This is a genomic window from Leptolyngbya sp. GB1-A1 (genome assembly GCF_039962475.1).
Taxonomy (GTDB): Bacteria; Cyanobacteriota; Cyanobacteriia; order Elainellales; family Elainellaceae; genus Leptolyngbya_A.
Genome location: NZ_JAMPLI010000009.1, coordinates 20043 through 39420, shown reverse-complemented (window position 1 = coordinate 39420; position 19378 = coordinate 20043). Strand labels below are relative to the sequence as shown.

Below are 19378 nucleotides of genomic sequence, written 5' to 3'. Positions count from 1 at the left end.
TAAGCCATGATTCCTTCTCCTTTTCGCCCCGGACGCGCAAGTGATTGGGCGATCGATCAGCTTCCCGGACTCAGTGCCGAAAATTGCTCGCACCTGCAAGCGCAAGGCATTGAAACCACGCGCCAGCTTTTTCAGCAGACCCGCACCCCCAGACAACGACAGGAGCTTGCCACTCGCCTGCAAATTCATCTTCAGCACGTCAATAAATGGGCAGCCCTGGCAGATTTGTCGAGAATTCCGGCGATCGGCTGTCAGTTTTGCGGCTTGCTGCTTCATGCAGGCATTAGCTCGGTCGATCAGCTTGCCGAAATGCCCCTTCCCCGATTGCAGCGGCTAATTATGCGGCTCCAGGTCGCAAATCTGCGGCGACAGGATCTTTGTCCCTCTCTGGGACAGCTTTCGACCTGGATCGAGCAAGCAAAGCCGTTCGCGAAGCACAATCGCGCTTAGTCCGCGCCTAGTCGGGATACCAGAACATGCCCTTGATGCCTTCCGGGTCAGACATAAAGCCCAAACCCCGGTAGAACTCAACCACATGGGGGTCGGCAAACAGGGTAATGTTGCTGATGTCTTCGCTCCGCAGTTTTTTGATCATCTGACGCATCAGTGCCTTGCCCAGCCCCTTGCCCTGAAAGTCAGGGTGGACGACCACATCCCAGATTGTGGCGTTGAAGGCGTGGTCTGAAGTTGCCCGTGCAAATCCGACTAACCGTTTTTGTGCGCCGCGCTGCTCCCACATGGAAACCACAAGGAAGCTGTGCTGAATTGCTTTTTTGACTTTACGAAGGGGACGGCGAGACCAGCCCACCGCATCACAAAGTTCTTCGAGTTCGTACAGGTCGATTTCTCGATCGGTGCTAAAAAAAACGCGGGAATTGCCAATCATGACACCGGGCGTTCCCTGTCCTTCTATTTCAGTGGGTTGTGATGAGGCAGCGTCAGAAGTGCTAAACAGGCTTTTCCAGAAACCCATGTAAGCGCGGTGAAAGTAGTACAGGTTTGATCGCAGTAATAGTTAGTATAGTGCGTATCTTTAGATTCCATTCGTGTCTGGGCGATCGGTCTGAATAAATCTTCAGGAATCCGGGAACGCTGGGATCAGAAGATAAAGCTGGGGCAATTCGTGCGTCTATCCATACCGCGATTGCTGTTTTTTGTGATTCACTACTCTCAACCAAACGGTATGGCTCCGGGTTTAAAGTCGTCCACCCTAGAACTCTTAAAGCGATTTAATCGATCGTTTCCTCAGTTTTATGAGCAGTTTGTCAGCAGTGAGATCCAGCTTCAAAATTTGCGGCTTGCCTACCAGTTGTTTAAAACTCGGCAGGCAGTGATCGAGCTCAGCCCAGAAGGAAGTAAAAGCGCGCTGCATTTTGCCTACCGCAATCAATCCTTTTTGCTGAGCGATATTTTTGGTGTCCTGGCGGCGTATGGGCTGACAATTCATAGCCTTAGTCTCTATGGGCAGGTTGATCCGCCCATGCTGGTTTTTATCAAGCTGGTGATTTCGCGAGGCGGCAAAGCCCTCACCGACAAAACCGCAGAAAACGTCAGTCGGGCAATCCGCGAAACGCTGGCAGGGCGGTTTGAAGTTGAAGAAATGCTGGCGGTTGAGTTCAACCTGGATGCAGGCTTGGAGCAGGTCGAAACCGAGTTTTATGTCGATCCGGTGTTCCACCTGCCTGCCTTGCTGATCGAGGCAGACAACCAGCCCGGGCTTTTTTATAAGGTGATGTACGCCATCTGGCAGGAAGATCTGCTGGTGGTAAATGCAAATTTATTGGTCTGGCGGGGGCGGACTCGCCTGATTCTCTACCTTTTGGGTCCGAACGAGAATTTGATTCCTGAGTATTTGGGGCAGAAGATTGCAGATGGGGTGAAGCAGCGGTTGTTGGGGCGGAGGTTTTAGAGAGTAGGTAGGTAGGTGAGGGGTTGGGGGGAGTGCAGGTCGATCGCTTCGCTGTTTCCCAAAGCGGTAATCGTTGAGCAGAATAGAGAGTTCTTGTGTTTCAATGGTTCGGTTAGCTCTCTCGATAGAACTGTGACCGATCGATCGCCCCTCCTAAAACAATTTGCTCCGATTGCTGCTGTTGCCACCACCCCGCAGGCGGTTCAGAGACTCAAGCCGCTATGGGAAACGGGGGAAGTGACGCTTTACGTTACTCCGGGGTTGGCGAGTGAGACAAATTCGCCGTTTGTGAAATCCTATGGAGAGTCGCTGCGGGAAATGCTGCCGCTGCTGTGGCAAACGCATGGAGCGCTGGTATTTTATCTGGCGATCGGGGCAGTAGTGCGCTTGATTGCGCCGTTGGTGCAGGACAAAACCCGTGACCCGGCAGTGGTGGTGGTTGATGGGGCAGGCCATGTCATTAGCCTCAGCGGGGGGCATCAGGGCGGAGCCGATCGCCTGACGCGGACGATCGCGCCTTTGCTTCAGGCAGCGCCGATTCTGACCGGGGGCGCAACCGATCTTAATCTGCCGGGGGTGGATGTGCTGGGTTTGCCCTTTGGCTGGCAGAAAGGCAGCGGTGACTGGACGGGCATCAGTGCGGCAGTCGCGCGTCAGGGACGGGTGCAGGTGATCCAGGAGGCAGGCTCAACGCTATGGCAGCAGCTTCCAGAGGGACATCCGTTTGTGTTTGAAGCCAACGATCGATTTGAAGCCAGCGATCGGGCAGGAGAACGCCCAGACGGGCGCATCTGGATCAGTCCGATTCAGCGACGCTTTGCCCCAGAGTCAGATTTTCCCAAGGTGCAGTGGCATCCGCGTGTGCTGTGGGTGGGCGTGGGCTGTGAGCGGGGGACTTCTCGATCGCTGATTGAGTTTGCGATTCAGGAAGCTTGTCGTGCAGCGCATCTGGCAGAAGGCTCGATCGCCGGAATTGCCACAATCGATCTCAAATCCGACGAAGCAGGCATTCTGGAACTGTGCTGCGATCGCCAGTGGGCACTGCGCTGTTTTTCTGCCGAAGCCCTGCGATCGATCGAGGTTCCAACGCCTTCTGCGATCGTGGATGCCGAAGTGGGAACGCCCAGCGTGTCTGAAGCAGCGGCAATTCTCGCCAGTGAAGGTCTTTCGGATTCTGCTCAACCTGTCGAGCGGCTGCGCGTCACCAAAAAGGTTGTGCGTCAGGAAGGACAGCCTGGAGCAGTCACTGTTGCGATCGCCCAGGCAGAACGAGAATATGTCGGGCGTACCGGACAACTCTGGCTCGTAGGCATCGGTCCTGGTGAGCTCAATCAAATCACTCCGGCAGCACAGGCGGCAATTACCCAGGCAGATGCCGTCATTGGCTATGGTCTTTATGTGGATCTCGTGCGATCGCTTTTGCGTCCGGGGCAAATTGTGGAAACACTGCCCATTACTCAGGAACGCCAGCGCGCCGAACGGGCGATCGACCTGGCACAATGGGGTCTAACGGTTGCCGTAATTTCTTCAGGTGACTGCGGCATCTACGGCATGGCAGGTCTGGTGCTAGAGCAGCTCAGGGCAGGCGGCTGGGATGGCAAAACACCGAACGTGCAGGTTTTCCCCGGCATTACCGCCCTTCAGTCCGTTGCTTCTAGAGTCGGCGCGCCCCTGATGCACGATTTTTGCGCTATTAGCCTCAGCGATCTGCTCACCCCCTGGGCTGTGATCGAGCAACGGTTGACTGCTGCTGCCCAAGCCGATTTCGTCACTGCCCTCTACAATCCCCGATCGCAAACCCGCACTCAGCAAATGACGATCGCTCAGCAAATCTTTTTGCAACACCGTCCCCCCGAAACCCCGGTTGCGATTGTGCGATCGGTTTATCGCCCCGAAGAACAGATTACGCTGACGACTTTAAGTGAACTGAAGCCTGAAGCGATCGATATGCTCACCACTGTTCTGATCGGTAACCGCAGCACCTGCCTTCACGAGAACTGGATGATTACTCCACGCGGTTATCTTGGTTTTGGGGATGAGGGCATGGGGAGATAAGGGATATAGGAATAAGGCGATGAGGGGAAAACACAGCTCTGGAGCAAATGCTTCGTCTTCCTTTACTGTCTTGACGGGGTTCTATTCTGTCTCCCTTTCCCTTATTTCTGATTTATTCTTTGCCTCTCTACTCCACTTCTGATCTCCCTACTCAGCCCCACTCTAAATTAATTTTTGTATCGGTCTCACTCAATTTCTGCGAGTTTCCTGTCACTTCTAGTAAAACTTCTTCAGACAAGCTTGCTACAATCCACCCACAGTCTTTCCCTGACGTAACAGTTTGCGACGCTGGGGGAACCCTGACGCTAGGATTGAAGCAACAAAAATCCCGTTCCTCAATGACTGCTACTTGACAGGAAGTGAACCCGTGACTGCTCAGAAAGCGCAAATTGAATCGCTGATCCAGGAAATTGATGAGGTGCTTAGCAAAACGGCTCCCCGGTTGCCCTGGATAATGTCCGCCGATGCAGTGCAGCAGCGTCAGGTGTTGGAGCAAACGCGCCGATATCTTTTGTCGCTTCAGGAGGGAGGGGCGCAGTCGATCGCTTCGCAGCCCCCGGCAGGAGGAATCGAGGCTCCGGTGGGCGAAAACGGTTTTGATTTCAGCCGGGCTGATTCAAGTAAAAACGCCAGCGAAACTGGGATAGAGACTCGTGAAGCCGCTCCGGCGATTGATTCTCCCCCTGTGAAAGCAGCGTCGCAGCAATTTGTGCCGCCAGCTCCACCCCAACCCGCTCCAGCCTCTGCCCAGACCGAAGCGGTGGAGTCGGCTCAGCAGGCATTGCAGGCGGTGGTGCAGGAAATGAACTATCTGCGATCGAACTTGTTGCAGCCAATGCGATCGGATTTGGATGGGTTGCGGCAGCAGCGAGAAATGCTTTTGCAGGAAATCCGGCAGCTTGAGGCACAGCGACAGCCGTATGCTCTGCCCCAGCAAAATCAGCTTTTGATGGAGTTTTTGCAGGCGGCATTTCGCCAAATGCAGGAAAACCTGTCGTCGCAGGTCACGCAGATGATTTCGACCCTGCCCCAGAGTTCAGGTGCAGCCCTGCCAGAAGGTTCATCGGGCTTATCCAGCAGCGATCTGATGGCACTGAGTCCGGCGCAGCGACTTGAGCAAATTCAGCGCGTGCAGACCCAGTCTGATCAGCTTTTGCTAAAGCTGGATTCCTCGCTGCAAATTATTTTCAACTCCCTTCAGCAAAACGTCCAGACTTATCAGGACTCGCTAGAGCAAGGTTTGAGCCGGATGCACAACCTGGGGCAGCAGGGAGAAGCGATGTTTTCTGCTCTGGTAACGCGACTGGCAGAACAGCTTGGACGAGAAGCCTCTACCTTTTTGCAGACCTCGATCGAGCCGGGAAACTGGGAGCCTGCTTTGCCCCCGGAAGGATTATCTGCGGCAGAACCGTTCCCCCAAGCTGCCCCGTCATCTCGTCCGGCAGAACCGGAGCAAACCGAGGGAGACATTACCCGCCTATTGGATGAACTCAACGAGCTAGATGCTGCCCAGCCCGCTCAAGTTAATCACCCCTTTGTGCGCGATACATCATCGAGTGATACATCACCACTGAATGCCGATGACCTGGACTCGCTGGATCTGCTTGACCTGGAGCTAAAGCAGCTTGACCTCGATAGCCTTTCCCCAGAACCGTTTGCGATCGTCGATGAGGACTTAACGCTGTTTCAGGATGAGCCGCTCAGCTCCTTTTTGTCTACAGATCTAACGGTGCTGCAAGATGACTCAGAACCCGAAATTCTCCAGTCGCTGGCTTCTACTTCCGTCGAAGAAAACGCCTTCACAGAAGTTGATGATGATCCTTCCGAAGTGCTGGATCTGCTGAATCAGCTTGACGTTGAAATGCAGGGCACCGAAGCAACCGAGCTGCAATCAAACTTGGCGATGCCCTCTTCTGAGACATTGCAGCCCATTTCAGAAGCTGCCTCAACCGCGGAACTGCCCCTGGTTGCCTCCCCAGATAACCTGTACGAGGATGAGTTTTACCAGAGCTTGTTTGGCGAGGCCAATTCCCAGTCTGTTGTTTCGCAGTTTCCTGAAGGAGGAATCGCCACCGAAGATTTGTTTGCGGATGTGGAGCTTTTCGAACCAGGAGAAGCGGCTGCAACCGTTGACCCCGCCGATACGCCCGCCCCGGATCCGGCAGAGATGCTGCCCAATCTTTCGATCGAGGAAGATTGGTTTAGCGGTTTCCCGGAGGCAGTATCCTACTCTGGAACTGTGGCAGAGAGTGAGGACTTGACGATCGTTGAAGCTCCAGAACTGCCGCAAACGGTTGAGAATGTTTTGCTACCGACTGCAAACCTTCAGCCGCCAATCCCTCAGTCGCCCCCCCAGCCGCCGATATCGATCGAGCTCGACCCGCCTAGTTCGACTCCTGCTGAGGTTCCTGCTGAAGCGGTCACGATTGCTCCCCCTGCTGAGGAGGAATCTGCTCAACCAGCTGACGATGCGATCGAAACTATTAGTTCGCTGCTCGATCTGGTTCCCTTTGAGCTGTCATCCGATGTTTCTACTGATGTTTCTGTTGAGGACTTAGCCAAACGAGAAGCAGGACCAGAAGAGCAAGCCTTTGAGCTGGCACAGCCCGAAGAGGATCTCCTGGCAGATGAACCCTCGCACCCGGACGCACTGCTGAATCTCAAGCTACCCGTCGATACCCTGGAGCAACTCGCACAGGATCTATCGAGCCTGGAAGGAGGTGACGCAAACTTTACGCTGGAAGACGCGGCGGATTGGATGCTGCCAGATGTTGCGCCCGTGCCGTTCATAGATTTCTTGGAAGAGCCAGTCATTTCCATCGAATCGCCTGAACGATTGGCTGAGCAGCCAACTGAGCAACCGACTGAGCAATCAACTCAGCAACTGTCCGAGCGATCGTCTGAGGAAGTCTCTGCGGAATTTGTAGACCCGGCAGCAGCAGACCCGGCAAGAACGATCGCTCAATGGTTTGACCCGAATCCGCCAGAAGCATTGCAGCCCACCTTTCCCGATCCGATCGCCGCTGAGGAAACTGCTTCCGATGAGCCGTATGCTTCGCAGTTCTCCGAAGAAGGAATCGCTTCACCCGTGATTGGGCAGAGCGAAGAACCGATCGAGGATTTGTTTTCAAATTATTCTGCGCCGCTTGAGTTGGCTGCGGACTTATCTGGTTCGGCTGAGGATTGGTTTTCTGATGATTCTGATTCATCTGCTTTGCCTTCTGATTTGTCTGCTTTGCCTCCTGTGGATGAGTCTACCGAGCGGCATCTATTTGATGACGCTTCTGATCAGCCTGCTTTTGCGGAAACGGCTGCGGCAGATCAGCCTACGAGCCGCGATGCGCTAGAAACGAACCCCTCCAACAGCAATTCCTTCACCCTAGAAGGACTGGAAGGACTGTTTGAAAACTTGCCTTCGATCGGCTCAGCGCGCCCAGTTGAGCCAACGCAGCCAATCCCAGATGCCTTCGAGGAGTCAGAAGTGGCATTATCGCTGCAAAGCAGTTCTGCCGATCAAGTCGCGCCTCAGGAGGATAGCGAAAAAAAAAAGTCTTAACTGACTCTGCATCGCCAGACAGTTCACTCTCCCTAGAACTTGATGCAGAGTTAGATTTACTAGAATCCGAGCCTCAGCCGGTACCTGAAGACGCATTGCTGGAAGGGACGCTCTTTGACGGCACATTAGGAGATCTCGTTGCTGATTTGCTTCAATCTCCGCCGCTGACTGAGCAACCCGCTGAAGCGTCTGCACGTGAATGGTATCTGGGACTCGACATTGGTACGACCGGAATTTCTGCTGTTCTGCTGAATCGATCGATCCAACAGCTTTATCCAATCTACTGGCAAGCCCCTTCCTCTGCAATCGAACCAGAGACCGCTCAGGCATCTGCTCAAAACCGGACGAATCAATCGAGCGAAAAACAGTTTCGCCTTCCCCTGGCAGTTTCTCTAATGTCTGGTCAGTCGGATGAGGCACAGGACGCCCTGATTCGCGACTTTAAACCCTACCTGAATCTGACACTGCCTTATGATGCGCCCCGCTTCTGGGATGCTTTGCTGGGCAGTCAACCTATGTTGTCCTGGTCAGATGCGCTGCCAATTCCGCTCATGACGCTGAGGCAGTCACTTCAGGCGTTAATGGCTTCGCTGGCAGTGGGTTTTCCGGAAGCTTTTCTGCCCTGTGGTGCAGTCGATCTGGAAGCGGCAGATCTGGCGATCGCGCTTCAGCAGCTTGTTGGCGTAATTGTTAGCTTCCCTACCGGGTGGTCGGAGGCGTATCAGTTTAACGTGCGCGAAGCCCTGCTGTCTGCCAAACTGGTTGGCCGCCCAGAGCAGATTCTGTTTTTGGAGGAGCCGATCGCCGCGATGCTTGCCGCCTTTGCCGGAAGTTCCCAGTCTTCTCTGAAAATGCCGCAGGGGCAGACTTCCCAGGACATCGACTGGCAGGGGAACACGCTGATTCTAAGTGCGGGGGCAACCCAGACAGAACTGGCTCTGGTTCAGCTTGCCAACCGTGATTCTGAAGCGCAGCCTTCCGAAACCAATCCACCTGCGATTACCCACGCTGACTTTCATATCCGCACGCTTGCCTATGCGGGAACGGCGATCGACCAAGACATCATCACTCAATTGCTCTATCCGCTGTTGCCTGCAACCGACCCAGTTCGGAACGATCTGGAGCAAACTGCATTTCCAGCAGTGGGTGAACCAGACGGGCAAAAGCGCGAGGTTCTTCAGCAACGGCTGCGGCGTACCAAAGCAGGACGATCGCTGATTGAAACTGCCCGTGCCCTGAAGCTGAATCTTCAGCAGCAAAATCGCTTTGTGATTCAAATTGCCCAGCAGCAAACAACGTTGCTCCGACAAGACTTGACTACCAAAGTGCTGTTGCCCTACGTCCAGCGGCTCAACCGAGAACTCAATGCACTGCTCAACCAGACCCAGGTTCCTGCTCTGAATGTGCGGCAGGTTGTTTGCACAGGTGGAACAGCCTCGCTAGGGGCGATCACGCGCTGGCTTCAGCAAAAGCTGCCTAATGCCCTGATTCTGCAAGATGCCTATCCGTGGGTTCGATCGCTGGACTACATTCCGACCTGTAGCCGCATTGCCTACGGTCTTGCTGCGCTGCCGCTTTATCCATTTGCTTTAGACCAGGCAAAACACCAGTACAGCGATTTCTTCCTGCTGCTGGAACTGATGCGTGGTTTTCCCGACCAAGCGATGACCCTGGACGAAGTGCTGGAAATGCTTCAGCAAAGAGGCATCGATGCAGTATCTTGCCGATCGCGAATTCTCGCCATTTTGGAAGGACAGCTTCCCCCCGGTCTGATTCCTGCCGAGGCGGAAAGGAATTTACTCACGCCCCAATCGCAGCAAAACCCTGAGTATCAGGCGATCGATCACGCCCCGTTTCATCAGGAAACTTACCCGGACGGTAAAGCGTATCGAATCGATCGCAATCAGCTTGCCGAGCTACACCGCTATTGGGAACTGCTGCGTTCAAACACCTACCAGCAATTGACTCAGCCTTACTCGATCGTGCTCACTGCACATTACTCCGCCTGATTTCGGTCAGCCAGGATCGCTAAAGGTTCTACGGCAGCTTCGGCTTCCTGCCACGCTTCTCCTTTCCTAAAGAGGGACAAGAGCTGGTCGCGCTGATTAATTAAATAAATACTGACCAGCGTTAAACCAACGCCAACCCACTGCAGCGGATTGAGCACCTCGCCCAAAAACAGATTGCCAAACAGCAGCGCAAAAACAGGGGTGAGAAAGGTGAGCGAACTCAGGCTCGTCAGGCTGCCGCTTGAAGCGAAGTAAAAGAATAGCCCGTAGGCGATCGCGCTGCCAAACACCGTAGAGTAGGAGAGCGAGAGCCAGTCAGAGAACTGCAACTGCGACCACTGCCCGACTTCCAGCCAGCCTGAGCCGAAGAACAAAGGCAAGCCGCCCAGCACCATGTGCCACCCCGTCGCGCTTACCGGATCAGCATAGCGACAAACATATCGCACCATCACCGTTCCGACTGCCATCGACAGAGCTGCCAGCAGCATCAGCCATTGCCCATTTTGCAGAAGCTGCTCGATAACCCCAAAGAGGGAACCGCTTTGCATCGCGTCCGCTGCCGAACTAACGGAACCCCCTTGTTGAAACAGGCTGAGCAACCATTCCTGGGGTAATCCCAACAGGCTAATGCCCAGCACACCAAACCCTAACCCGATCCAGCCCCACAGCCCTACCTGCTCCCCAAAGAGCCAGCGTGCCATGAGTGCAACGGCAAGCGGCTGAGAGTCGATCATCACGGAACCTAATCCGGCTCCGGTGCGTGTCAGCCCTTCTGCCAGAAAGCCTTGAAACAGTGTGCCATCTACCAGTCCAAACAGCGCGATCCAGAGCCAGGCTAGCCAGCCTTTGGGTTGGGGTCGTCCCATCACGATCGCTGCCAGCAAAATCATTCCCCCCGCTGGAGCAAGCCGTACACCTGCCATAAAGAGTGGTGTCGTATGGGGAATCGTTCCCTTCATTGCCACCATTGCCGTGCCCCATAGGAAAAAGGGCGCAATCAGCAACATCGAAGCGAAGGGAAGACGAGACTCGGTGAGCTTGATTTGCATGAGCAAGTAGGCAGAACGATAGAGTTTCAATTATTCTAATCAATTATTGAGTTCTGTTAAGAAATCGGCTTGACCGTCTAATCACATTTTGCATCTGATTGCATCTGATCCCATTTCGCAGCAGATAAAAAAATGCCCTACTCGAACGCGATCGCTGTAGGGATAGGTCGTAAACTTGCTTGTCGGGGATGTTTGAGCAGTATTTGCTCTCCTACATTGCCCCCAATCCCCCAATCTTTGAGGGACTTTGAGCCGCTAAGGATTCTCTCATGACAAAACTACATAGCCACTTGCGGCGTTGCCGTCTTTTGCTCTCTTGTGCTGCCCTGTGTGCCGAGCTGGATTAGCTCTACTTTGTAACCGTCCGGGTCTTCCACAAACGCAATCACCGTTGAGCCATGCTTCATCGGTCCCGCTTCACGAACCACTTTGCCGCCGCGCTGCCGAATCATGTCGCAGGTTCCGTAAATATCATCCACGCCGATCGCAATATGCCCATAAGCATCGCCCAGGTTGTACTGCGACGTGCCCCAGTTATGGGTTAGCTCCAGCACCGTGTGGTCTGCCTCATCGCCATAGCCTACAAACGCCAGCGTAAACTCTCCGCCCGGATAATCTTTCCGACGCAGCAGCTTCATTCCCAGCATATCGCAGTAAAACTTCAGAGATTCATCAAGATTGCCAACACGCAGCATCGTGTGAAGGAGTCGCATAAGGTCTTTATCTCACTTGCTTCTCTCCTATCCTGCCACGATCGTCTCCCCAACTCATCCCCCTTCCTACCCATCCACTGATCCACCCATCCATTCACCCCTCTCCTCCCCACCTTTTATTAAAATGAAGAAAGAAATTGAGAAATATAACGATCGAGCAGGAATAAGAAGCGCATGGCTCCAGCAGTGCTGATTGAAAAACTTCAGAAGCGATATGGCTCTGTCGAAGCCGTTAAAGATGTGTCGCTACAAGTTGAACCGGGCGAAATTTTTGGCTTACTGGGACCCAATGGAGCCGGAAAGACGACAACGCTACGCTGCCTCTGTACTCTGGCAACCCCCGATGCCGGAACGATCGAAGTTTCAGGAATTTCAGTTTTGGAAAACCCACGATTAGCGCGGCAAAAATTGGGCTATGTGGCTCAGGAAGTTGCGCTCGATAAGGTTCTTACCGGGCAGGAACTGCTTCAGCTTCAGGCAGCGATCTACCATATTCCGGCAAGTCAGGCTGCCGCTCGAATCGACCAGGCACTCTCGCTGTTAGGACTGCAAGACTGGGCAGACAAGCGAACCGGAACTTATTCGGGCGGTCTGAAAAAACGAATCGACCTAGCAGCCGGACTGCTGCACCAGCCAGATGTTCTCGTATTAGATGAACCAACAGTCGGATTGGACATCGAAAGCCGCGTGATTGTCTGGGACTTTCTGCGACAGTTGCGATCGAATGGAACTACCATTTTGATTACCAGCCACTATTTAGAAGAAATTGATGCACTTGCCGATCGCGTCGCCATTATCGATCGGGGTGTCGTCATCGCGGCGGGAACTCCTTCGGAACTCAAAGATCGGGTAGGGGGCGATCGAGTCACATTACGAATTCGCGAATTTACCCCCGTCGAAGAGGCAGAGAATGCGAAAACCATGCTGCGATCGTTGCCCTTTGTGCAGGATGTGATTGTGAATGAAGCCCAGGGCAATTCCCTCAATCTGGTGGTTGATCCCCATAGCGAAGCGTTGATCACAATTCAGCAGGCACTCAAAGCCGCTGGACTGCCCACGTTTGGCATCTCGCAGTCGCGCCCCAGTCTGGACGACGTTTATCTGGCTGCTACCGGACGCACCCTTCTGGATGCAGAACTTGCCGCTGCCGGAACCCGCGACCCGAAGCAGGAGCGTAAGCAAAATATGCGCTAAACCTCTGCGTCGCCGTCATCTATCAGCGTTTCTACGTCCTGGACAATGCCGCGCAAAAGCTGCTTCTCGGTTCGGCGTGAGGGGCGGCGATATTTTTTTGTTTGAAGCTTTGGTTCGACTTCGATTTGTCCTTCTCCGCCAATTTTGACTTTAGTGGTTGATTCTGGGTCGCCTGTTCGATCGATCGCCTCCTGTCGGGCAATCACTTCTTCAAGGAACATCAGATACAGGTCATACCGCTCCCAGTCGCCCCGAACGGCGCAGTTTGGCTCATCTCGGTGCAGGCAATCGCTAAACTGACACCTTGCTTCGCTCAGACGTTGACGGCATTCTGGGAAAAATTGGGCTAATTCGCCCGGAAGACAGTCCAAATCGGGTTGATTAAATCCGGGCGTATCGGCAAGCAATCCCCCGCCAGGAAGCTGAAATAGTTCGACGTGGCGAGTAGTATGGCGACCGCGCCCCAGTTTACCGGAGACTCTGCCCACCCGCAGATCGATCGCCGGAATCAAGGCATTAATTAAACTCGACTTCCCTACGCCGGATGGTCCCGAAACAACGCTCATCCGATCGATTAACCTTGCTTCCAGATCTAGCAAGCCCAAGTTACCCCGGACACTGATCATCACCGGATCGTAGCCCCAGTCGTGCAGCCGATCGCCCCATTCTGCTCGTTCTGCTTCGCTCACCAGATCTTTTTTGTTGAGACACAGGCAAACGCCCAAGCCCGTTGATTCTGCCTTCACCAAAAAGCGGCTGAGCTGCACCGGATCGAGCGTGGGTTCGGCAATAGCAAACACCAGCAGAATTTGGTCGGCATTGGCGATCGGCGGACGATCTAGCTCAGTCTGCCGGGAAAATACTTCGGCAATTGCGCCCCGTTTTCCTTCCCAGTCGGGTTCCTCGATTCGGACTTGATCGCCCACCATCACCTGCTGACCAATTTTTTTCAGGCGAGTTCGGCGGGTACACAAAAGCTGCTCGATCGGCGGGTCAGAATCACCCTGGGGTTGGTCGAGCTGCACAAAATAGAAATTTGCCTGCACTGCTAGAACAGTTCCGGTCAGGGCAGATTCATCAGAAACGGGTGCTGATGGGGGCTCTGATGCGGACAATGGCTGATTCAGATCAGCACTCATAAGAGATCACTCAGTCGATGTGGCTGGACGACGCACCCTCAAGGCAAAAAACTCGCTGCGGTCTTCGATTTGCTCAATGCCGTACCCTTCCATTCGGAGGCTATCAGGAACCTGCTCGATCGGCTCGCCCGGATCAAGCCAGACTTCGAGCAGCGCACCAGGAGTCATGCGCTCTAGTCTGAGCTTGGTGCGAACGAAATTGAGCGGACAGGGTGTTCCCCGCAGATCCATCTGAGCGTCAGGCTGAAGGTTCGTCGTCATCCGCGAAATAGCCCTCCAAGAAACCCTTCAATGCCGCCGCCTTTGCTGAGCCGATCGCCCCGGATTTTCACTAGCTTATCGAGCAGTTCCCGTTCCTCGTGGGTGACACGGGTGGGAATATCAATCTTCACCGTCAGCAAATGGTCGCCTCGGCTATCGGGATTACCTAGCCTGGGAACACCGTGCTTTTCCAGGGTAACAACGGTATTAGGCTGAGTTCCAGGGGCGATCGTTACTTCGGTTTTGCCGTCTACCGTATCGACTTCGATTTTGTCGCCCAGGATTGCCTGCAAATAGCTAATCTTTACTTCTGAGAGGATATTGATGCCGTCGCGCTGGAAGTGGGGATCTTCATTCACAAACAAATAGACATACAAATCTCCCGCCGGACCGCCGCGCTGTCCCGAATCGCCTTCACTCGACACTCGTAGCCGTGTTCCGTTATCGACCCCAGGCGGAATCGAAATCTTCAGCTTCTTGGCTTCCTGCTTCTGCCCGTTGCCGCCGCAGACTTCGCACTTCTCCTCAATGACCTGCCCGTTGCCATTACAGGTTGGACAGACTGACACTTGAGTAAAGCTGCCAAAAGGGGTACGGGTTGCTCGACGCACTTGCCCTGCCCCATTACAAGTCGAACACATCCGGGCTTGAGTGCCGGGTTTTGCCCCCGTTCCACTGCACGTCTCGCAGCTCTCCAAATGGTTAATGCGAATTTCCTTATCGCCGCCAAACACCGCTTCGCGGAAGTCCAACCGCAAATCGAGCCGCAGGTCTTCGCCGCGTACGGGTCCAGTGCGCCTGCGCGTTTGCTGTCCGGTTGCGCTGCCCGAAAAGCCGCTAAAAAAGCTTTCAAAGATATCGGCAAAGCCACCAAAATCGCCAAAGTCCTGGAAACCTGCTCCTGCTCCAGAGCCTACGCCTGCTTCACCAAAGCGATCGTACATTGCCCGCTTTTCCGGCTCCGACAGAACTTCGTATGCGTGGTTAATTTCCTTAAATTTCTCTTCGGCTCCAGGGTCTTTGTTGACATCCGGGTGATACTTTCGCGCCAGCCGACGAAAAGCACGTTTAATTTCCTCCTTGTCCGCGCTTCGAGAAACACCAAGGATTTCATAGTAGTCCGCCATAGGGCACTGCTCTAGAGAGTAGAAAAGGAATTGGAAATTGACAGAGATGGATTCAGGCTAATGATACCTGAGATTTGAGCCATTTCAGCGACTCCCTTTACCATCCTAAATCACGCACCTAGTCAACTGCCTCATAATCTGCGGCGATCGTGTCATCATTTCCAAAATCGCTGCTGTAGCTGTCCATCATTTCGGTTGCTGCTTCCTGACCGTTTGCCCAGGGAGACGCGCTACTGTAGGCAAAATCTTCGGATATGCCTGGGTCTTCAGTAATATCTGCCCGCTGGTAGACAGACTGACCGATCGACAAAAGTGCTTCCTGGAGTGCATTCAGACAGTTCCGCATGGTTTCTACCGTGACTGATCGATCGGCGATCGCAGCCCGAAGCTCTGCCACCCTTTGAGCTGCCATCTGCTTTTGGGCATCGTTAATCAGCTCACCGTTGTCCCGCAACGTTGTTTCGTAGTTGTAGAGCAGCACATCGGCCTGGTTTCGCAGTCCTACAAGCTGCTGGCGGCGGGCATCGTCTTCGGCAAACACTTCGGCTTCCTGACGCATCCGCTCAACCTCGGCTTCGCTCAAACCGCCCGTATTGCTAATTCGCACACTCTGGGCGCGTCCTGTTCCTTTGTCGCGGGCAGCCACCTGCAAAATGCCGTTAGCGTCGATCTCAAAGGAAACCTCGATCTGGGGCACGCCTCTGGGCGCAGGCGGAATTCCCGCAAGCTGGAACTTACCCAGACTCTTGTTGTCCTTTGCCATTGCCCGCTCGCCCTGGAGGACATGGATTTCCACCGAAGTTTGTCCGTCGGTTGCGGTTGAGAAGGTCTGGGTTTTGCTCGTCGGAATCGTCGTATTGCGTTCGATAATGCGGGTGAACACTTCTCCTAACGTTTCGATGCCCAGGGAAAGGGGCGTCACATCGAGCAGCAGTAGATCCTTAACTTCGCCGCCTAAAACGCCTGCCTGAATCGCGGCTCCCAGCGCGACCGCCTCATCCGGATTAACCGATCGATCGGGCGTTTTACCGTTAAAGCAGTTCCGAATTGCTTCTTGCACCGCAGGCACTCGCGTCGAGCCGCCCACCAGAATAATGCGATCGATATCATCGGGAGTGAGGTCGCAGTCTTTGAGGGCTTGCGTCACGGGGTCGATCGTCATCTGAATCAGGTGTCCGACCAGTTCTTCAAACTTGGCGCGGCTCAGTTCAGCTTCCAGGTGCTTGGGTCCGGTTGCGTCGGCGGTGATAAACGGCAGGTTGATTGTCGTGTTCAGCATACTGGAAAGCTCAATTTTGGCTTTCTCTGCCGCTTCGCGAAGTCGCTGAAGTGCCATTTTGTCCTGAGACAGATCCACGCCTTCCTGTTCACGGAAATTGTCGATCAGCCAGCGCACCAGCACATTGTCAAGATCATCGCCGCCCAGGTGGTTATTGCCCGAAGTCGCTTTTACTTCAAACACCCCATCACCAAGCTGAAGAATGGAGACATCAAACGTGCCCCCACCCAGGTCGTAAACGAGAATGCTTTGATCTTTATCCTGTTTGTCTAAACCATAGGACAGGGCTGCTGCGGTTGGCTCGTTAATAATGCGAAGCACTTCCAGCCCGGCGATCGTGCCTGCGTCCTTCGTTGCCTGTCGCTGTGCGTCTGTAAAATAAGCGGGAACGGTAATCACCGCCTGGGTTACAGGTTCCCCTAAATAATTCTCGGCATCCTGCTTCAGCTTTTGCAGGATCATGGCTGAGATTTCTTGAGCGGTAAAGTTGCGTCCCCGAATCTGAACGTCCACGGTGTCGTCTTTGCCGCGTACACAGGTATAGGGAACGCGCTGCCGCTCTTCCTCGGTGTCATGCCAGCGGCGACCGATAAACCGCTTGATACTGAACACCGTATTTTCTGCATTGGTGACTGCCTGTCGCTTTGCCAATTGCCCCACAAGGCGCTCACCCGATTTGCCAAAGCCAAGGATACTAGGAGTCGTCCTTCCGCCTTCAGAGTTTGCGATGACGACGGGTTTTCCGCCTTCCAGGACTGCAACGCAGCTATTGGTTGTGCCCAGGTCGATGCCGATAACTTTTCCCATAATCCGTGGTTACTTACTGAGAGTGCGAGTAAATGAACGCATCAAATAGAGATGAGGAAACCCGTGGGGATGCATTTGAGTTTCTTTTCACTCCTTGCTCAGTATTCCGCAATTTTCGGGAAATACGATCAGCTCTTTACCAAATTGTTGAAGAGCAGCGATCGGTTGAGCACTGGCTTTGCTTAAACTCAGCCTCTTTTCAAAGGGACTCCAGACGGTGCGGACGGATCAGCAGTTCATCGGAAGATCATGAAGCCAGCATTTAGCCCGCCGTAGATTCTTCGCCGAGTCCCTCTGGCGCAGCCGCAACTTTCACCATCGCGTGACGCAAGACCTGATCGCCAATGGTGTAGCCCCGCCGCAGTTCTTCAACGATCGTGCCTTCGGGAACGTCTGCGGTGGTTTCTCGCATGACCGCTTCGTGCAGGTTGGGGTCAAACGGCTCATTTTCAACGCGCATCACCGCAACGCCCACTTTTTTGAGGCGATCGACCAGATCTTTGTAAACGCCCTGATAGCTTTTGTGGATTGTCATCTCAGCATCAGTTTGGGGCTTGATCTGCGATCGGGCACGCTCAAAATTATCTACAACAGGCAGCAGTTCCTTGATCGTGGCGCATTTGAGCGTTTGTTCCAGGTCTTCTTTTTCTTTCTGGGTCCGTTTGCGGAAGTTGTCAAAATCGGCAGCCAGCCGCGCATATTGGTTGTTGCGATCGTCGAGCTGAGTTTTGAGCGCGTCGAGCCGCTGCGTTAACTCCTGAATCGTTGTTTGAAGCTCAGACTGAAGTTCGGCGGCAGCAGCCTCGCTTGGGTTAAATGAAGGATCTGGATCAAGGGTAAAGGTTTCAACGCTCGGTTCAACCGTCACTTCTTCTGGCTGAGTTTGAGTATTCAGAGGATCAAAGGGTTGGTTCACTTCAGCAGACATTGGCTTATTTTCCACTTGCTCTAAGGTTTTCAGAGTTCAGCCAATTCGTTCTCCGGCTGCTTCTCCTCTTCCGTCGCCTACGATTGTGCTTTAGCAACAGAGTCATATCGTATTCTAGCGGTGGGAGGTATCGGAAGCTATGCGGGGATTACGACAAGCGATCAGTTCGGCAAAAATTCAAAAATTCGGGCTAACTTTTCAAGTGTTCTTTTGAAACGATCGATGCAGGCAACGACGAGCTCAGGAAATTTTCTTTTAGAGAATACAAAAGCAGGGGGAACCGCTTGAGGATTTTATTGGTTTCAACGCCAGTCGGGGCATTAGGGTCAGGCTTGGGCGGCGGGGTCGAGCTAACCCTAAGAAATATTGGGCTGGCACTTCAAGAGCGCGGACATTCGATCGTAGTTATGGCTCCACAGCATTCGGTTTCGCTTGGCTTAGAGATCTTGCAAATCCCCGGTGAAATGCAAACCACCGCTCAGACTCAGGGACGCAATGCCCTCGTTACCCTTCCGGCGAACTCAGTGCTAGCTAACCTTTGGGGAGCAGCGTATCAGCAGCAGCGCGATTATGACATTGTGATCAACTTTGCCTACGATTGGCTGCCCTTTTACCTCACGCCGTTTTTCGATCGCCCAATCGCCCATTTGGTGAGTATGGGATCGCTGACGGACGCAATGGATCACGTCATTGGGCAAACCCTCGATCGATTTCCGGGCAGCATTGGCGTTCACAGTCGCGCGCAGGCAGAGACGTTTCCGTTTGGCAGTCAGTGTCGAGTGTTGGGCAATGGCTTGGATCTGTCGCTGTATCAGTTTTGTGCCAAAGCAGAGGATGAGTTGGGCTGGGTCGGACGCATTGCTCCGGAAAAGGGAATCGAAGATGCGATCGAAGCCGCTCAGCAAGCCGGACTCCCCCTCAAAATTTGGGGCGCGATGCCTGACCCAGACTACTGGCGATCGATCTACCAGCGTTATCCGAATGCCAGCTTCAGCTATGAAGGGTTTCTGACCACAGGGGAACTTCAGCAGGAATTAGGGCAGTGTTGTGGACTGATCATGACCCCAAAATGGGTGGAAGCGTTTGGCAATGTGGCGATCGAAGCTTTAGCCTGCGGTGTACCCGTGATTGCTTACCGTCGGGGAGGTCCAGCGGAGATTGTGCGGGACGGGGAGACGGGCTGGCTAGTGGAGCCGGATAGCGTTTCAGGCTTAGTTGCCGCAATCCAAAAGCTTGATAAAATCGATCGCCAAACCTGCCGTCAGACCGCGGAACGAGTGTATTCGATGCAGGCAATGGGCGATCGGGTGGAGGGGTGGTTGCAGGATGTCTTGGAGAAGTGAAGCTTATGC

The 19378-nt window shown here is 53.9% G+C and carries 15 protein-coding genes; 7 read left to right on the top strand and 8 right to left on the bottom strand.

Annotated features, from left to right (window positions below; genetic code table 11):
- Positions 1–6 precede the first annotated feature (6 nt).
- Positions 7–450: a DUF4332 domain-containing protein gene (locus NDI45_RS11635; protein WP_348247429.1), complete on the top strand. Its 444-nt coding sequence runs from the start codon at positions 7–9 to the stop codon at positions 448–450.
- Positions 451–457: 7 nt separating this feature from the next.
- Here the strand turns inward: NDI45_RS11635 and NDI45_RS11630 are convergent, their stop codons facing one another.
- A complete protein-coding gene (locus tag NDI45_RS11630) occupies positions 458–973 on the bottom strand; it encodes a GNAT family N-acetyltransferase (protein ID WP_190791002.1) in 516 nt (171 codons plus the stop codon).
- A 210-nt stretch (positions 974–1183) separates the two neighbouring features.
- Here NDI45_RS11630 and NDI45_RS11625 point away from each other — a divergent pair, with 210 nt between their 5' ends.
- The 4 genes from NDI45_RS11625 to NDI45_RS11610 all read left to right on the top strand — a co-directional run bounded on the left by NDI45_RS11625 (position 1184) and on the right by NDI45_RS11610 (position 9529).
- Positions 1184–1909: a hypothetical protein gene (locus tag NDI45_RS11625; RefSeq protein WP_190791004.1), complete on the top strand. Its 726-nt coding sequence runs from the start codon at positions 1184–1186 to the stop codon at positions 1907–1909.
- A 132-nt stretch (positions 1910–2041) separates the two neighbouring features.
- Positions 2042–3964 carry a precorrin-3B C(17)-methyltransferase gene (cobJ, locus tag NDI45_RS11620; RefSeq protein ID WP_348247428.1) on the top strand — a complete coding sequence of 641 codons (1923 nt, stop codon included), beginning with the start codon at positions 2042–2044 and terminating at the stop codon, positions 3962–3964.
- Positions 3965–4331: 367 nt separating this feature from the next.
- On the top strand, positions 4332–7520 hold the full coding sequence (locus NDI45_RS11615; RefSeq protein WP_348247427.1) for a hypothetical protein: 3189 nt from the start codon (positions 4332–4334) through the stop codon (positions 7518–7520).
- A gap of 95 nt (positions 7521–7615) precedes the next feature.
- Positions 7616–9529, top strand: a complete 1914-nt coding sequence (locus NDI45_RS11610; RefSeq protein WP_348247426.1) for a hypothetical protein — start codon at positions 7616–7618, stop codon at positions 9527–9529.
- Here NDI45_RS11610 and NDI45_RS11605 read toward each other — a convergent pair.
- Both NDI45_RS11605 and gloA read right to left on the bottom strand, forming a co-directional pair.
- Positions 9517–10578: a DMT family transporter gene (locus NDI45_RS11605; protein WP_190791374.1), complete on the bottom strand. Its 1062-nt coding sequence runs from the start codon at positions 10576–10578 to the stop codon at positions 9517–9519. The two genes, NDI45_RS11610 and NDI45_RS11605, sit on opposite strands and share 13 nt — an antisense overlap.
- A 278-nt stretch (positions 10579–10856) precedes the next feature.
- Positions 10857–11291, bottom strand: coding sequence for a lactoylglutathione lyase (gloA, locus tag NDI45_RS11600; RefSeq protein ID WP_348247425.1), 435 nt, complete (start codon positions 11289–11291; stop codon positions 10857–10859).
- Positions 11292–11465: 174 nt separating this feature from the next.
- Between gloA and NDI45_RS11595 the strand changes: the two genes are divergently transcribed.
- Positions 11466–12485: an ABC transporter ATP-binding protein gene (locus NDI45_RS11595; RefSeq protein ID WP_190791376.1), complete on the top strand. Its 1020-nt coding sequence runs from the start codon at positions 11466–11468 to the stop codon at positions 12483–12485.
- Here NDI45_RS11595 and rsgA read toward each other — a convergent pair.
- From rsgA to grpE, 5 genes are all read right to left on the bottom strand, one after another.
- The gene (rsgA, locus tag NDI45_RS11590) at positions 12482–13624 is read right to left on the bottom strand and encodes a small ribosomal subunit biogenesis GTPase RsgA (RefSeq protein ID WP_348247424.1); all 1143 of its coding nucleotides are present in this window, start codon (positions 13622–13624) and stop codon (positions 12482–12484) included. The two genes, NDI45_RS11595 and rsgA, sit on opposite strands and share 4 nt — an antisense overlap.
- A 6-nt stretch (positions 13625–13630) precedes the next feature.
- Positions 13631–13885 carry a sulfurtransferase TusA family protein gene (locus tag NDI45_RS11585; RefSeq protein WP_348247423.1) on the bottom strand — a complete coding sequence of 85 codons (255 nt, stop codon included), beginning with the start codon at positions 13883–13885 and terminating at the stop codon, positions 13631–13633.
- Positions 13882–15012: a molecular chaperone DnaJ gene (dnaJ, locus tag NDI45_RS11580; protein WP_190791378.1), complete on the bottom strand. Its 1131-nt coding sequence runs from the start codon at positions 15010–15012 to the stop codon at positions 13882–13884. The genes NDI45_RS11585 and dnaJ overlap by 4 nt, the downstream gene beginning before the upstream one ends.
- Before the next feature lie 118 nt (positions 15013–15130).
- Positions 15131–17098 carry a molecular chaperone DnaK gene (gene dnaK / locus NDI45_RS11575; protein ID WP_190791379.1) on the bottom strand — a complete coding sequence of 656 codons (1968 nt, stop codon included), beginning with the start codon at positions 17096–17098 and terminating at the stop codon, positions 15131–15133.
- Between the two features lie 262 nt (positions 17099–17360).
- Entirely contained in the window at positions 17361–18026 is a 666-nt protein-coding gene (gene grpE / locus NDI45_RS11570; RefSeq protein WP_190791380.1) for a nucleotide exchange factor GrpE, read from the bottom strand.
- A gap of 296 nt (positions 18027–18322) precedes the next feature.
- Here grpE and NDI45_RS11565 point away from each other — a divergent pair, with 296 nt between their 5' ends.
- The gene (locus NDI45_RS11565) at positions 18323–19369 is read left to right on the top strand and encodes a glycosyltransferase family 4 protein (RefSeq protein WP_348247422.1); all 1047 of its coding nucleotides are present in this window, start codon (positions 18323–18325) and stop codon (positions 19367–19369) included.
- Positions 19370–19378 lie beyond the last annotated feature (9 nt).

Bases quoted from the DNA above. Each gene is read 5' to 3' on its own strand.
- NDI45_RS11595 (WP_190791376.1), top strand. From the start codon at position 11,466: ATGGCTCCAGCAGTGCTGATTGAAAAACTTCAGAAGCGATATGGCTCT.
- rsgA (WP_348247424.1), bottom strand. From the start codon at position 13,624: ATGAGTGCTGATCTGAATCAGCCATTGTCCGCATCAGAGCCCCCATCA.
- NDI45_RS11585 (WP_348247423.1), bottom strand. From the start codon at position 13,885: ATGACGACGAACCTTCAGCCTGACGCTCAGATGGATCTGCGGGGAACA.
- dnaK (WP_190791379.1), bottom strand. From the start codon at position 17,098: ATGGGAAAAGTTATCGGCATCGACCTGGGCACAACCAATAGCTGCGTT.
- grpE (WP_190791380.1), bottom strand. From the start codon at position 18,026: ATGTCTGCTGAAGTGAACCAACCCTTTGATCCTCTGAATACTCAAACT.
- gloA (WP_348247425.1), bottom strand. From the start codon at position 11,291: ATGCGACTCCTTCACACGATGCTGCGTGTTGGCAATCTTGATGAATCT.
- dnaJ (WP_190791378.1), bottom strand. From the start codon at position 15,012: ATGGCGGACTACTATGAAATCCTTGGTGTTTCTCGAAGCGCGGACAAG.
- NDI45_RS11635 (WP_348247429.1), top strand. From the start codon at position 7: ATGATTCCTTCTCCTTTTCGCCCCGGACGCGCAAGTGATTGGGCGATC.
- NDI45_RS11630 (WP_190791002.1), bottom strand. From the start codon at position 973: ATGGGTTTCTGGAAAAGCCTGTTTAGCACTTCTGACGCTGCCTCATCA.
- NDI45_RS11625 (WP_190791004.1), top strand. From the start codon at position 1,184: ATGGCTCCGGGTTTAAAGTCGTCCACCCTAGAACTCTTAAAGCGATTT.
- NDI45_RS11605 (WP_190791374.1), bottom strand. From the start codon at position 10,578: ATGCAAATCAAGCTCACCGAGTCTCGTCTTCCCTTCGCTTCGATGTTG.